Raw genomic sequence first — 13,958 nt, forward strand, 5'->3', positions numbered from 1 at the left:
GGTGAATAAAAGTGGAAACGATAAAAATCATTCCTCTTGGCGGTGTACGCGAAAACGGAAAGAACATGTACATTGCTGAAGTTGGCGAGGATATATTTGTGCTGGATTGCGGTGTCCGTTATCCAGAAAATGAATTATTAGGGATCGATACAGTGATTCCAGACTTCACATATTTAGAAGAAAATGCCGACCGTGTGGCGGGTGTCTTCTTGACCCATGGGCATGCAGATGCGATTGGTGCATTGCCTTATTTCTTGGAGAATATCCAAGTACCAGTCTTTGGGACCGAGTTAACGATCGAACTAGCAAAATTGACCGTGAATAAAAATGAAGCTACCAAGCGCTTCAAAGATTTTCATGTGATCGATGAACATTCGGAGATCGACTTTGGTCATGCGACCATCAGCTTTTTCCGTACGACCCATTCTATCCCTGATTCTGTTGGGATCAGCGTCAAAACAGAAGCTGGCAATATCGTTTATACAGGAGATTTCAAGTTTGACCAAACAGCGATCCCTATGTATCAAACCGATTTTGGCCGCTTAGCGGAAATTGGAAAAGAAGGCGTCTTAGCATTGCTAAGCACGTCTTCAAATGCCGAAAATCCAACGCCGATCGCTTCTGAATTGACGATCCAAGATGAAGTTTACGACAATATCCGTTATTGGGAAGGTCGAATCATCGTTGCTAGTGTTGCCAGCAATTTGCAACGGGTGCAACAAGTATTAGATGCGGCGTTTCGTTCTGATCGCAAAGTCGTTTTGACCGGGCAAGATTTTGGTCGGATCATCAAAACGGCCATGAAGTTAGGGAAATTAAAATTACCTGCCGAAGACTTGCTGATCACCCAAAAAGAAATGAAAAAATACTCAGACGAACAGTTGCTGATTTTAGAAACAGGTCGTATGGGTGAACCAATCAAAGCGTTGCAAAAAATGGCCAACGGCTCTCACCGGACGCTGCGCATCAAAGAAGGAGATCTTGTTTACATCACAACGACGCCGACAACGGCAATGGAAACTGTGGTTGCGAAAACGGAAGATATCATCTATCGCGCTGGCGGTACCGTAAAACAGATCTCGGATAATTTCCGTGTTTCTGGTCATGCCAACCCGAATGATCTGCAGCTGATGTTGAATATGATGAAACCGAAGTACTTTATCCCTATTCAAGGCGAGTACCGCCAATTAGCCGCCCATGTGGACTTGGCGCAAGAAGTCGGGATTCCGATGAAAAATATCTTCATTACTGCTCGTGGAGATGTGTTAGAGTACAAAAAAGGCGAAATGCTTGCCGCAGGTGCGGTTCCAGCTGAAAACGTCATGATCGATGGGATCGGTGTCGGTGACATTGGGAATATTGTCTTGCGAGACCGCAAAGTCTTATCTGAAGACGGAATCTTCGTTGCGGTAGTGACGATCAATCGTCGTGAAAAGAAAATTATTTCTGCACCACAAATCACTTCTCGTGGATTCGTCTACGTGAAAGCCAGTCGCGATCTGATTCGTGAAAGTGGCGAGATCGTGGAAGAAATCGTAGAAAAACACCTTCATGATGAAGAGTTTGAATGGAGCAAATTGAAACAAGATATCCGTGATCGTTTGAGTCGTTTCTTGTTTGAACAAACCAAACGCCGTCCAGTCATCTTGCCGGTCATCATGGAATCAAGCCAAAGAAATCGCAACCGTAAATAATTCGTTTTGACCTACTGACAAAAGCAGGTGAAAGAATAGCCGTTTGACGGCCGATTTCTTCTCACCGAAGCTTTTGTCTTTTTTTATGTAAGAAAACAGGTGGCGTTTTTTTTACAAAATGACCCTTATTTTGGTCGTGATGAGCAGATAAGGATTGACGGCGAATGGATTTCGATCAATAATACAAAGTTGTCCCCCTAAGACTAGAGGAACAAAACAAGCAAAGAGAGGATGGTCGATTTGTGAATAGTTATCAAGAAAATCCCATAGTACAACAGAGAAAGTGGTGGATTCTCATTGCTGTTTCGATGTTTACCTTTATGTCAACACTGGATGGGAGTATCGTAAATATCGCTTTGCCGACGATCTCGGCAGATATGGGTGTCCCTATGAATCAAGCGGAGTGGGTCGTATCCGTCTACTTGATGATCGTTTGTGCCTGCCTTTTGTTATTCGGTAAGGTAGGGGATAGTTGGGGCAAGATCAAAGTATTCCGCTTGGGGATGCTAATTTTTATTATCGGTTCTCTGTTATGCGGGTTTAATCATTCCTTAGCATTTCTGCTATTTGCCCGAGTCGTGCAAGCGATCGGTGCCAGCATGACGATGGCGACAAATACCGGAATCATTACTGAAGTTTTTCCTATGAGTGAACGAGGACGTGCCTTAGGGATGATTGGTGCCTTTGTTTCGTTAGGCTCCATCGCCGGTCCTGGATTAGGCGGAGTGATTTTGGCGCATTTTTCTTGGCCGTTTATTTTTTGGATCAATGTTCCAGTCGGTATTCTGACGATGATTGCTGGAGAAAAGGTGTTGCCAAAAGATATCACCATGAGTCATGATTCCATCGATAAAACCGGGTTTGTGCTGTTTTCAATTGCAATTATCAGCTTCTTCGGCGGCATTTTTCTTGGACAAGAGCGTGGCTTTCTAACGTGGCTGCCGCTGCTGTTGGTGGGGATCGCCTTAGTGGCATTCATCGTCTTTTTGCGAGTAGAAGCGCGTGTGAGCAAACCGCTGATTACCTTTGGGATCTTTCGTAATAAAATTTTCACCATGAGCCTGATCACGGCGTTGCTGATCTTTTCTGCAAACTTTTTTGTCAATGTCGTGATTCCCTTTTACTTGCAAAGTGCCCGAGGCTTAACGCCGAGCGTGGCAGGAATGCTGATGATGGTCTTTCCTTTGATGATGGTCATCGGTTCACCACTTAGCGGCTATTTGACCGACCGTATAGGACCGGAGATCTTGGTCTTAGCTGGCTTAGCGTTGCTGTCCATCACTCAGCTGATGTATATGTTTATGAATCAGCATACGCCGATTTGGTACTATGTCGTCGCTACTGCCATCATGGGGTTAGGCAATTCGTTGTTCCAATCCCCCAACAATACGATGGTGATGAGCAGCGTCACCAAAGAAAATCTTGGGGTGGCAGGTAGTCTAAATTCCTTTGCCCGTAACTTGGGCATGGTCTTAGGGATATCCTTAGCAACGACGATTCTTTATGCCGCAATGAGTCAAGCCTATGGGAAGCATGTGACGACCTATATCGCAGGTCGGGCAGATATTTTTGCCTATGGCATGAAAATCACCTTCTTTGGGGCGTTCCTTCTTTGTATCACGGCGTTATTCTTAACAGTCTGGCGCATCTATAAACAAGGCGGACGTAAGAAAACGCTATGATCGCTTGAAGTCATCAGGTCGAACTGTTCTATTCCTTATTCAGAAAGGGTAGAACAGTTTTTTTATTTTTCTTGACAAGAACCAGAAAAAGGACGGATGTAATAAAGCTGCCAGAATTTGTGCTTTTGGATTTCTGGCGTTATCTGTTATAATGAAAAATATTAGACTGTATTACTTAGATGGAAAGGGGAATGTTGTATGAAACTTACGTATCACGGACACTCGGTGCTTGCTATCCAATTAGCGGATGGCCAAAAATTGTTGTTTGACCCTTTTATTACTGGAAATGCTCTGACTGATTTGGATGCAGACACAGTGGAAACCGATTGGCTTTTGATCACGCATGGTCATAGCGATCATATTGGGGACATGGTGCCGATCGCCAAAAGAAATGAAGCACCAGTGATCAGTGTCGTTGAAATTTGCCGCTATGCAGCCCGCAAAGGCGTTACTGAGACGCATGGCATGAATATGGGAGGCTCTTTTGAGTTCCCGTTTGGCAAAATCTCAATGGTGGAAGCGAAACACAGCTCTGGTCTTGAAGAAGACGGAACGATGATCTATATGGGCAATCCAGTGGGGATCATTCTAGAAGCAGAAGGCAAAACCATCTACCACGCTGGCGATACTGCCCTCTTTAGCGATATGGCGATGATCGGTGAACGTTTCGACATCGATGTGGCGTTTTTACCGATCGGGGATAATTTTACGATGGGCGTTCAAGATGCTGCAACAGCAGCGGCGCTTTTAAACGCGAGCAAAGTAGTACCAATCCATTACAATACGTTTCCAATGATCAAGCAAGATCCGCAAACCTTCGTGAATTTATTGCCGGCAGGTGTGGGCCAGATCCTTGCAGTCGGTGAGACATTAGAAGTTTAAGCAACAGGAAGATTCGTAGTAGGAATAGGGGATAATTATGGCGACAAAACACGACTTGATTTTAGCGCATATCGAGAATCTGCCTGTAGGCGATCGCATCTCGGTGCGGGGAATCGCAAAAGACTTGAATGTCAGTGAAGGAACAGCCTATCGGGCGATCAAAGATGCGGAAAATATCGGCTTGGTTTCAACGATCCAACGTGTGGGAACCATTCGGATTGAACGGAAACTAAAGAAACACATTGAAAAACTAACTTTCGGCGAAGTCGTCCAAATCATTGAAGGCGATGTTTTGGGCGGCGCAGCCGGTTTAGACAAAGACTTGAACAAATTTGTTATCGGCGCCATGAAGGAATCGGCAATGGAACGCTACATCACGCCTGGTTCCTTAGTGATCGTCGGAAACCGTAACGAAGTCCACAAGTTGGCACTGGAAGATGGCGCAGCCGTCTTGATCACGGGGGGCTTTGAAACCTCAGAGGAAATCTGTCGCTTAGCAGACGAATTGGAGCTGCCGATTTTACAAACGACCTATGACACCTTTACCGTGGCAACGATGATCAACCGTGCCTTGAGCGACCAGCTGATCAAAAAGGACATCATGCTGGTGAGTGACATTTATATGCCATTGGAAAAAACCAAGTATCTACACACCTTTGATACGGTCAAGGATTACAAACTGCTTTCGGAGTCTACCAACCACTCCCGCTATCCAGTCGTCAACAAGAATATGCGGGTCGTTGGGATCATCACAGCCAAAGATGTCCTAGAAAAGCCTGACACGCAGATCATCGAACGAATCATGACCCGGGAACCACGGGTCGTAAAAAAAGAGATGAGTGTGGCCTCTGCCAGCCATCAGATGATTTGGGATGGCTTAGAAGTGATGCCCGTCGTAGCAGATGACCTTTCTTTGATTGGGATCGTTACACGCCAAGACATCATGAAAGCGATGCAGATGGTCCAACGACAAACACAAATTTCAGATACGATTTCAGACCAAATCTCGGGACAGATGCAAGTCATCGAACAAGATTTTGAAGGGAATAAATTGCCGCAGCCACATTTCAGCTTTGCGGTGACGCCTCAAATGGTCAATGAAGTCGGAACGATCTCTTTTGGTGTCTTGAGTGAAGTGATCGCGAATACGGCAAAACGTACCATGCAGTTGAATCAACGGCGCAATAGTTGGATCGAGCAAGTCAATCTGCATTACTTCCGTTTGATCCAATTAGAAAGCGAGATCATCATTCAACCGAAGATTCTAGAACTGGGGCGACGTTCGGCGAAAATCGATATCGAAGTATCGATCGAAAATTCCTTAGTGGCAAAAGCGATCGTGGTATGCCAAGTAATGGAACGCCCATAAATCATCGAAAACGGCACTTATGGAAAAATTTTAGAGAGAAAGTTGAGACCATTCATGAAGGTACAAGAAGAAATACTTGCAACAATCAAAGCATTCGACCGAATCATTATCCATCGGCACCAACGCCCTGATCCAGATGCATTAGGATCACAAGTGGGCTTGGCAGAAATTTTACGAGCTAGTTTTCCCGAAAAAGAAATCTATCAAGTCGGCGGACCCGTTGAAGGATTGGATTACTTGGCGCTGATGCAGACGATCCCTGATGATTTGTATAAAGGAGCGTTGGTGATCGTTACAGATACGGCCAATGCACCACGGGTCAGTGACCAACGCTATGATCAAGGGGCGAAATTGATCAAAATCGATCATCACCCTAATGATGAGCCTTACGGAGAGCTGGTCTGGGTCAATACGAAAGCCAGCAGCTGTAGTGAGATGATCGTTTCGTTTTGGCAAATGTTTCAAAACGAACTGACGATGACACAAGAAGCGGCTCGTCTGCTATATGCAGGCATTGTTGGTGATACTGGACGGTTTTTATATCCGGCAACGACAGCGACAACGCTGCGCTTAGCGGCTGAACTATTGGATTACGGTTTTGATGCACCGAAGATCAATCGGCAATTGGATCAAGTCTCTCGCAGTGTTGCTCGCCTTTCAGGGTATGTCTACGAAAACATCGAGATCGATGAGATTGGTGCTGGCAAAGTGATCCTATCACAAGAATTGCAGCAGCGTTTTGGCGTAGTGGATTCTGAAACCTCAGCAGTCGTTTCCTTACCAGGGAAAATCGACGAAGTGATGGCTTGGGCGATCTTTGTCGAACAACCAGAAGGCTATTATCGGGTGCGGATGCGTTCGAAAGGTCCAGTGATCAATGAGATCGCCAAACGCCATCATGGCGGCGGACATCCCCTTGCCAGTGGAGCAAACGCAAAAGACCTTGAAGAAGTTGCCGTGATCTATCAAGAGATCCAAGCAGCGATTAAAAAATTTCAAGCAGAATAAACACTTTTACAAGAACATTTGCCAATAGAAAAAGGGCGTGCCAAAAGCTTTCGGCACGCCCTTTTTTAGACAAAACGCAGCGCAGGCTCATCACTGAACCCGCACTGCGTTTTTTTGTTTATTTTTGAGAAAAGCGCGGTTTAGCCCCGTAGATCGTCTAAAAATTCGGTTTTGCTTTTCGTTTTCTCGTCTTTCATTTTGATGACTTTGGCTGGTGAGCCAGCAACGACTGCTCCAGCAGGGACATCTTCAGTTACCACAGAACCGGCAGCGACGACTGCACCTTCGCCGACACGGACGCCTTCAAGGATGACAGCATTTGCACCGATCAAAACATTGTCTTCAATGATGACTGGGCTTGCTGAAGGTGGCTCAAGAACGCCAGCCAAGACAGCACCAGCGCCAATATGGGCTTTTTTCCCAACGGTTGCTCGGGCGCCTAAAATCGCACCCATGTCGATCATGGTTTCTTCACCAACGACGGCACCAATGTTGATCACGGCCCCCATCATGATAACGGCATTTTTTTCAATGATGGCTTGGTCACGGATAAAGGCACCTGGTTCGATACGGGCATCGACTTTCGTCAAGTCCAATAAAGGGATCGCTGAGTTGCGGCGATCATTTTCCAGATAGTGATCGGTGATTTTGTCTTGGTGCGCGGTTAAAAACTCAGCCACTTTTTGACTGTCACCAACCACGAAATAGAAGGTGCCGTTACCAAACAATTGGATGCCATCTGCTTGGACGTTACTAAGATCTCCATTGATATAGACTTTTACAGGTGTTTGTTTATTTGCTTCTTTGATGTATTTTGCTAATTGATAAGGATCGGAAAATTGTAATTCTGTCATGAGAGACCACCTTTACTTGTCGATTAGATTTTGCATGGAATAAAAACCAGCTGGTTGGTCGGCTAAAAATTCCGCTGCTTTTAGCGCACCATTGGCGAAGATTTCGCGGGAGAGCGCTGTGTGTTTTAATTCAATGATTTCATCCTGCCCAGCGTAGATGACAATGTGTTCTCCAGGAATCGTTCCGCCGCGAACGGCATGGATGCCCATCTGCTTGCGATCATTTACTAGATCACTGCCTTCACGCCCGTAGAGATACTCTTTTTTCGTTTCGCAGCTGTCATTGATACTATCTGCCAACAGCAAAGCTGTACCACTTGGTGCATCGAGTTTTTGATTATGATGCTTTTCGATGATCTCAATGTCAAAGTCAGCTTCTAATGCGGGGGTGATACTTTGTAGTGCTTTGATCAGTACATTGATCCCCAACGACATATTGGCAGAATAGAAAACTGGGATCACTTTAGCAGCTAACGGCAGCATCATCTGCGTGTCTTCCGTCAAACCAGTTGTAGCAACCACGATAGGCAGCTGCTGTTCGACACAATAGTTCAATAAGGCAGGGACATTGCTATAATGAGAAAAATCAATCACCAAATCGATCGGCTGCGTGATTTTTTCTGGACGATCATAGATCGGAAAGGGACCATCTAATTGCTCGGTACGATCCAAGCCGGCGGCCACTTCTAACTGAGGGTGCTTTGCGATCAGGCTTTGCAATACTTTGCCCATACGACCGTTTGCACCGCTTAATAAAATCTGTTTCACCAAAAACTCCTCCTTACAGCAATCCGTAATTGGTCATTTCTTCTTCTAAATGAACGAGGGTCGCATCTTCTGGGACACCCAAAGGCAAACGATAATGCAATTCGCATTTGCCTAGCAAGGAGACCGCTGCTTTGATCGGCACAGGATTTACTTCACTGAAAATCGCATCGATCAACGGTTTTTGTCGCAATTGCTCTTTGATGGCGGCTTTTACATCACCATTTAAGAAATCAGCAACGAGTTGTGCCGTTTGTTTCGGAGCGATATTGCCGATCGTTGAAATCACGCCAGAGCCACCTAAAGCTAGAATTGGGGTTACTTGATCGTCATTTCCTGAGTAGATCGCAAAGTCATCATCCGCAAGACGAGCGATTTCTGCGATTTGCGAAATGTCGCCGCTAGCTTCTTTGATGCCTTTGATATTAGGGATTTTTTTCAGTTCTGCCACAGCTTCAGGTGTTAAATTTAGGCCGGTTCTTGAGCTGACGGAGTATAAGATCACTGGCAGCTCAACGCTTTGACAGATTGCTTCATAGTGAGCGACTAAACTTTTCTTGGTCGCTTTGTTGTAGTAGGGTGTTACAACCAATAATGCGTCAGCACCAACGCGCTGTGCTTCTTTTGAAAGATGGATCCCATGTTGGGTGTTGTTGGAGCCTGTTCCGCCGATGACTGGGATTCGACCAGCAACTTGTTTTACCACCGCTTCGATCACCGCGATATGTTCTTCATCGTCTAACGTGGATGCTTCACCGGTCGTACCGCATGCAATGATTGCATTCGTTCCTTGCTGCACATGCCACTCCGCTAACTCCTTCAGCTTATCGAAATCCACCGAACCATCTTGAAGCATAGGGGTGATCAACGCAACGCCAGAACCTTTGAATATTGTCAAACTACGACACATCCTTTCAACCAATTTATTTTTCGTAACTCTACGTATAAGTGTACCAAAACGAGGGGTAAATTTTTCAATAAAAATCGAAACATTTCGACAATTTATACTATAGATTATTCGAATTATATACTATAATATTAAACAATATCAATGAAAAACTGAATATTCGTTGGTTTTTATGGATATTTTTAAAAGAAATGAATAGAAAGGTGTTTTAACATGCAAGTATCGCAAGCAGTCAAAGAATTAACCGAAGACGTGGTTCGTTTTCGTCGTGAATTACATACAATCCCTGAATTAGGGTTAACTGAGTTCAAAACAAAGGAATACTTGCTGCGTCAGTTGCAATCCTTTGGAATCAAAGAAATCTATCCAGTGATTGAAACCGGCTTGATTGCTGTCTTTCGCAGCGATCGTCCAGGAAAGACGCTGGCCTTTCGAACGGATATCGATGCACTGCCGATCAAAGAAGAGACAGGTGTTTCCTTTGTTTCCAAACATGAAGGGAAAATGCATGCCTGCGGTCATGACGGCCATATGGCAACGATGCTAGGGTTTGCTAAATATTTAGCAACACATCCTGAAGTGATTCGTGGAACGATCGTTTTGATTTTCCAACCAGCCGAGGAAAGCCCCGGTGGCGCTCAATTGATGATCGATGAAGGCATCTTACGAGATTTTGGCGTGGAAAAAATCGTGGGGCTGCATGTCTTCCCAGACTTTCCCGAAGGAGTCATTGCGAGTCGGAAAGGTCCGATGATGGCCCGTAACGGCGAGATCAATCTAACGATCAACGGCACGAGTGCCCATGGTGCCCAGCCTCATCAAGGACATGATGCCATTTTAGCCGCGGCTGCGATTATTCAAGGATTGCATTCGATCATTTCACGCAATATCAGCCCGCTTTCTGCTGGGGTCATCACTTTTGGGAAGATCTATGGGGGAGATGCGGAAAATATCATTCCCGGCAAGGTCGTTTTAAAAGGAACGATGCGGGCGTTTGAAGATGAAGTCTATGAAACGATGACGCGCAGAATCACCACCGTCGCACAAGAAATCGCCAAAGGATATGATTGCACGGCGGATGTCGAATTCGAACATCTTTATCGTGTCGTGGACAATGATCCTGAGATGGTGGAAGTGTTGGAAAAAGTGGTCGGGGAGAGCTACCGAGAAACACCACCATATATGTTGGCAGAGGATTTTTCGATGTACCAAAAGGAGATCCCAGGTGTCTTTTTCTTTGTGGGTACCCGAAATGAAGAAAAAGGCTATGTCCACCCTTTACACAGCAGCAAAATGAATTTTGACGAAAAAAATCTATTGCAAGGCATCGAATGCTACGTTCGTTTGATCGAGGCATTGAACGAGCCGACAGACAAGGAGTAAAGCGATGGCAAAAGAAATCAAGAACAATCACTTATACATTGACGGTTGTGATACTGTTGAGCTGGCAAAAACCTTCGGAACCCCCCTTTACGTGTATTCCGTTTCGGAGATTCGCGAAGAATGCCAAAAGATTCAGGCGCAGTTTTTGACGCGCTACAGCAAGACACGGGCAGCCTATGCCGCTAAAGCTTTCTGCACCACAGCAATGCTGCAAGTGATCAAGTCAGAAGGACTCTCATTAGACGTGGTTAGCGGTGGAGAGCTGTATACAGCAATCCAAGCTGATTTTCCAGCAGAACACATCGAGTTTAACGGGAATAATAAATCGATTGAAGAATTAGCAGCTGCCCTTGATTATGGCGTAGGACGGATCATCGTTGATGGCATTCAAGAAGTCGGCTTGATCCGCGCGTTATGTCAAGAAAAGCAAGTCGTTGCTAAAATTTTGTTGCGCATCACACCCGAGGTTTCGGTCAGCACCCATCAATTTATCTCGACCGGACAAAAAGATTCGAAATTCGGGATTCCTTTAGATGAAGAAATCTTATTTCCGTTAGTGGAAGAAGTGATTCAAGCTCCTGAATTGGATTTCTATGGCCTGCATTTTCATGTCGGCAGTCAATTGTCGGACAATCGCTCACATCTAGCGGCAGTTGATGCGGCTTTGGCCCTTGTCCAAACCATTCATGAACGCTTTGATTATTGGATCAAAGAACTAAATGTTGGCGGCGGCTTTGGCGTTCGATACACAGATGCAGATATTCGCCAACCCTACAGCTACTTTTTAGATCCTGTGATGGAAAAAATCGACGCCTTTTATGCGCAGCACCAGAGCGAACGCCCGACCATCGTTATTGAACCTGGGCGCAGTATCGTCGCAGAAGCAGGTATCAGTTTGCACACCATCGGCAGTATCAAGACATTGCCAGGAATCAGAACATACGCCAGCATTGACGGTGGCATGACAGACAATATTCGTCCTGGTCTTTATCAGGCAACTTACACTGGGATCTTAGCCAACCGCGCTTCCGAAGCTGCGACACAAAAGGTCACCATTTCTGGCAAAGCTTGTGAGAGCACGGACATCTTAGTAAAAGACCTTGCATTACCGCCCGTTGAAACTGGGGATCTGTTTGCTACGTTCGCAACAGGAGCTTATGGCTATTCGATGGCCAGCAGCTACAATAATTTACAGATTCCTGCAGTCGTCTTTGTGGAAAACGGCCAAGCGGAATTAGCCGTTAAACGCCAGTCCTACGAGCAAATGCTGCAAAATGAAGTGGTTCCTTCGTTTCTAAAAGAGGGAGCTTCCAGCAAGTAAAATTTTGAAAAGCAGGTGACAACATGACGATTCCTTATACAAAAATGCAAGGTGCAGGAAATGATTTTATCGTAATCGATAACCGCACATTGAAATTCTCCCATGAACAACTGTCGCAATTTGCTGCTCAGGTTTGCCATCGGAAATTTTCTGTTGGCGCGGATGCAGTCATGGCTGTGGATTTTCCCACAGGAACCGCTGATTTTCGGATGCGGTTTTACAATGCTGATGGGACCGAAGCAGAAATGTGCGGCAACGGCGCTCGCTGTATTGCCCGTTATGCCTTTGAGAAGGGAATTGCTGGCGAGCAGATGACCATCGAAACAGTTGCTGGCGATGTCCCCGCATGGCGCTTGTCGGCAAAACACTACAAAGTAACCTTGAATCCACCCACCGTGACTACATTTGATCAAGCGTACCCGAATCCAATGGTTTCATTCGTGGACTATGTGGAATTGGGTGATCCAGGAATCCCTCATGCGGTGGTTCACTATCCTGGTCTGGCAGAAACTGAGTTGGAACAGCTGGCTGAACTTGCCAAAGAGATACGCTATTGGGAGGTTTTTCCCAAAGGGGCGAATGTCAATTTCTATGAAGAAGATGACAAGGGTGATCTGATCGTTCGCACGTATGAACGAGGGGTGGAAGGTTTTACCTATGCGTGCGGCACAGGTTCTGGTGCCACTGCGTATGTCGTGACCAAACGTCACCAGCAATCGGCAGCGAATGTCTTGCTGCACGTGTTGGGTGGCGAGTTAACGGTAGAAGTTGATGTTGATCAGGGCGCATTAGAATTGATCGGCGATGCGGTTATGGTATCTGAAGGCTTGATTTTAGATGAGAATTTGGCTCTGTAAACACTGTGAAAATTATTGCAAAAAGATGATATTTTCGTGAAAAAAAGAATTGACATTCATTTGAGGCTATCGTATAGTTAAACACAACTTAAAAACACGCGATGATAAGAAGAGTAAGTCAGTTTCGATTGGATCAGAGAGCTCGGATTGGTGAGAAAGAGCACAGCCGTTTGACTGAAGATGGCCTTGGAGCGTTTGGACGTGAGCAAAAGCAAGCGTGCAGCGGGATTGCCCGTTACAGCAAAGCAGTTGATAAACTGATAAGGTTGGCAGCTTGTGCCAATGAATTAAAGGTGGTACCACGAACATGGTTGTTTCGTCCTTTCTCTATGATGGAGAAAGGACGTTTTTTTATTATAAAAAGGGGGAACTAAAAAATGAAACAGTTGAAAAAGGGAATCGTTGGGTTAGTTGCTGCTGCTGTCTTAATTACATTGGCAGCTTGTGGCAATACTAGCAGCACAGAGGATACACAGTCTGCTGAAAACAGTGTAGATGCAGTGGAAGAAAAAGTCGTTGGAGTGGCACCAGGACCATATGGCGATATGGTGACAGAGATGATCTCTCCATTACTGGAAGAAAAAGGGTATCAACTAACGACCAAAGTGTTTAATGATTATATTCAGCCGAACAATGCCTTGGCGAATGGCCAAATCGATGCCAATTTGTTTCAGCATACGGCCTATCTAGAAAAATTTTCGGCAGATAACCAGTTATCTCTTACGGCATTACAAAAAGTGCCAACATTGGGAATGGGCATCTATTCGAAGCAACTGTCCAGCTTGGATGAGTTAGCAGACGGGGCGACTGTTTCGATTGCCAATGATGCCTCAAATTTAGCTCGGACCTTGCAACTGTTAGCTGCCAATGAGTTGATCACCATCGCAGACAATATCGACGAAACGAAGTCAACGGTGAATGATATCGAAGAAAATCCGAAGAATCTGACATTTAAAGAATTAGACACAGCCCAATTGGCTCGTTCGTTAGATACAGTCGATTTAGCTTTAGTACCAGGAAACTTCGCTTGGGCAGCTTCTCTTGATCCTGCAGATGCTTTGGCGTTGGAGTCGTTGAAAGAAGAATATAAAAATGTCTTTGTGGTGTCCACCGAAGAAGAAGACAGTGATTTTGCTAAGGCAGTTACGGAAGTATTAGAAAGTGATGCATTTAAAGAAGCGATTGCCGAATCACCGTTCAGCAACTTTGATCAACCGAAATTTTGGACTGAGTAAG

The 13,958-nt window shown here is 45.3% G+C and carries 12 protein-coding genes and 1 other annotated feature; of the genes, 9 read left to right on the forward strand and 3 right to left on the reverse strand.

What is annotated here, in order from left to right; translation table 11 throughout:
• Positions 1 to 11 precede the first annotated feature (11 nt).
• The 5 genes from IGJ05_RS11800 (at position 12) to IGJ05_RS11820 (ending at position 6,635) form a co-directional block, all read left to right on the forward strand.
• Positions 12 to 1,694, forward strand: a complete 1,683-nt coding sequence (locus IGJ05_RS11800) for a ribonuclease J (RefSeq protein ID WP_010749981.1) — start codon at positions 12 to 14, stop codon at positions 1,692 to 1,694.
• Positions 1,695 to 1,936: 242 nt separating this feature from the next.
• On the forward strand, positions 1,937 to 3,376 hold the full coding sequence (locus tag IGJ05_RS11805) for an MFS transporter (protein WP_081116036.1): 1,440 nt from the start codon (positions 1,937 to 1,939) through the stop codon (positions 3,374 to 3,376).
• 198 nt (positions 3,377 to 3,574) lie between these two features.
• Entirely contained in the window at positions 3,575 to 4,258 is a 684-nt protein-coding gene (locus IGJ05_RS11810) for a metal-dependent hydrolase (protein ID WP_016609392.1), read from the forward strand.
• Between the two features lie 37 nt (positions 4,259 to 4,295).
• A complete protein-coding gene (locus IGJ05_RS11815; RefSeq protein ID WP_005228249.1) occupies positions 4,296 to 5,627 on the forward strand; it encodes a DRTGG domain-containing protein in 1,332 nt (443 codons plus the stop codon).
• 54 nt (positions 5,628 to 5,681) lie between these two features.
• Positions 5,682 to 6,635 carry a DHH family phosphoesterase gene (locus IGJ05_RS11820; RefSeq protein WP_081116037.1) on the forward strand — a complete coding sequence of 318 codons (954 nt, stop codon included), beginning with the start codon at positions 5,682 to 5,684 and terminating at the stop codon, positions 6,633 to 6,635.
• 140 nt (positions 6,636 to 6,775) lie between these two features.
• Here IGJ05_RS11820 and dapD read toward each other — a convergent pair whose 3' ends face one another.
• From dapD to dapA, 3 genes are read right to left on the reverse strand one after another with little or no spacing between them, the layout of a single operon-like run.
• Positions 6,776 to 7,489, reverse strand: coding sequence for a 2,3,4,5-tetrahydropyridine-2,6-dicarboxylate N-acetyltransferase (dapD, locus tag IGJ05_RS11825; RefSeq protein WP_081116038.1), 714 nt, complete (start codon positions 7,487 to 7,489; stop codon positions 6,776 to 6,778).
• Between the two features lie 12 nt (positions 7,490 to 7,501).
• Positions 7,502 to 8,257, reverse strand: coding sequence for a 4-hydroxy-tetrahydrodipicolinate reductase (gene dapB, locus IGJ05_RS11830; protein ID WP_005233953.1), 756 nt, complete (start codon positions 8,255 to 8,257; stop codon positions 7,502 to 7,504).
• Between the two features lie 13 nt (positions 8,258 to 8,270).
• Positions 8,271 to 9,152, reverse strand: coding sequence for a 4-hydroxy-tetrahydrodipicolinate synthase (gene dapA / locus IGJ05_RS11835; RefSeq protein ID WP_008380503.1), 882 nt, complete (start codon positions 9,150 to 9,152; stop codon positions 8,271 to 8,273).
• A gap of 222 nt (positions 9,153 to 9,374) precedes the next feature.
• Here dapA and IGJ05_RS11840 point away from each other — a divergent pair, with 222 nt between their 5' ends.
• The 4 genes from IGJ05_RS11840 to IGJ05_RS11855 all read left to right on the forward strand — a co-directional run bounded on the left by IGJ05_RS11840 (position 9,375) and on the right by IGJ05_RS11855 (position 13,957).
• Complete coding sequence (locus tag IGJ05_RS11840) at positions 9,375 to 10,544, forward strand: M20 metallopeptidase family protein (protein WP_081116039.1); 1,170 nt, start codon at positions 9,375 to 9,377, stop codon at positions 10,542 to 10,544.
• Positions 10,545 to 10,548: 4 nt separating this feature from the next.
• Positions 10,549 to 11,865: a diaminopimelate decarboxylase gene (lysA, locus tag IGJ05_RS11845; protein WP_005228260.1), complete on the forward strand. Its 1,317-nt coding sequence runs from the start codon at positions 10,549 to 10,551 to the stop codon at positions 11,863 to 11,865.
• A 23-nt stretch (positions 11,866 to 11,888) separates the two neighbouring features.
• Positions 11,889 to 12,722 (forward strand): diaminopimelate epimerase, encoded by an 834-nt coding sequence (gene dapF, locus IGJ05_RS11850; RefSeq protein WP_010749976.1) that lies wholly within the window; start codon positions 11,889 to 11,891, stop codon positions 12,720 to 12,722.
• A 92-nt stretch (positions 12,723 to 12,814) separates the two neighbouring features.
• Positions 12,815 to 13,049, forward strand: a binding site (T-box leader).
• Between the two features lie 50 nt (positions 13,050 to 13,099).
• On the forward strand, positions 13,100 to 13,957 hold the full coding sequence (locus IGJ05_RS11855; RefSeq protein WP_266167169.1) for a MetQ/NlpA family ABC transporter substrate-binding protein: 858 nt from the start codon (positions 13,100 to 13,102) through the stop codon (positions 13,955 to 13,957).
• The last annotated feature ends 1 nt before the right edge of the window (position 13,958 follow it).

This window comes from Enterococcus sp. AZ167, assembly GCF_051714025.1.
Lineage (GTDB): Bacteria > Bacillota > Bacilli > Lactobacillales > Enterococcaceae > Enterococcus_D > Enterococcus_D casseliflavus.

Coding starts and splice junctions, on each gene's coding strand:
- lysA (WP_005228260.1), top strand. CDS start 10,549: ATGGCAAAAGAAATCAAGAACAATCACTTATACATTGACGGTTGTGAT.
- IGJ05_RS11855 (WP_266167169.1), top strand. CDS start 13,100: ATGAAACAGTTGAAAAAGGGAATCGTTGGGTTAGTTGCTGCTGCTGTC.
- dapD (WP_081116038.1), bottom strand. CDS start 7,489: ATGACAGAATTACAATTTTCCGATCCTTATCAATTAGCAAAATACATC.
- IGJ05_RS11840 (WP_081116039.1), top strand. CDS start 9,375: ATGCAAGTATCGCAAGCAGTCAAAGAATTAACCGAAGACGTGGTTCGT.
- IGJ05_RS11815 (WP_005228249.1), top strand. CDS start 4,296: ATGGCGACAAAACACGACTTGATTTTAGCGCATATCGAGAATCTGCCT.
- IGJ05_RS11820 (WP_081116037.1), top strand. CDS start 5,682: ATGAAGGTACAAGAAGAAATACTTGCAACAATCAAAGCATTCGACCGA.
- IGJ05_RS11810 (WP_016609392.1), top strand. CDS start 3,575: ATGAAACTTACGTATCACGGACACTCGGTGCTTGCTATCCAATTAGCG.
- dapF (WP_010749976.1), top strand. CDS start 11,889: ATGACGATTCCTTATACAAAAATGCAAGGTGCAGGAAATGATTTTATC.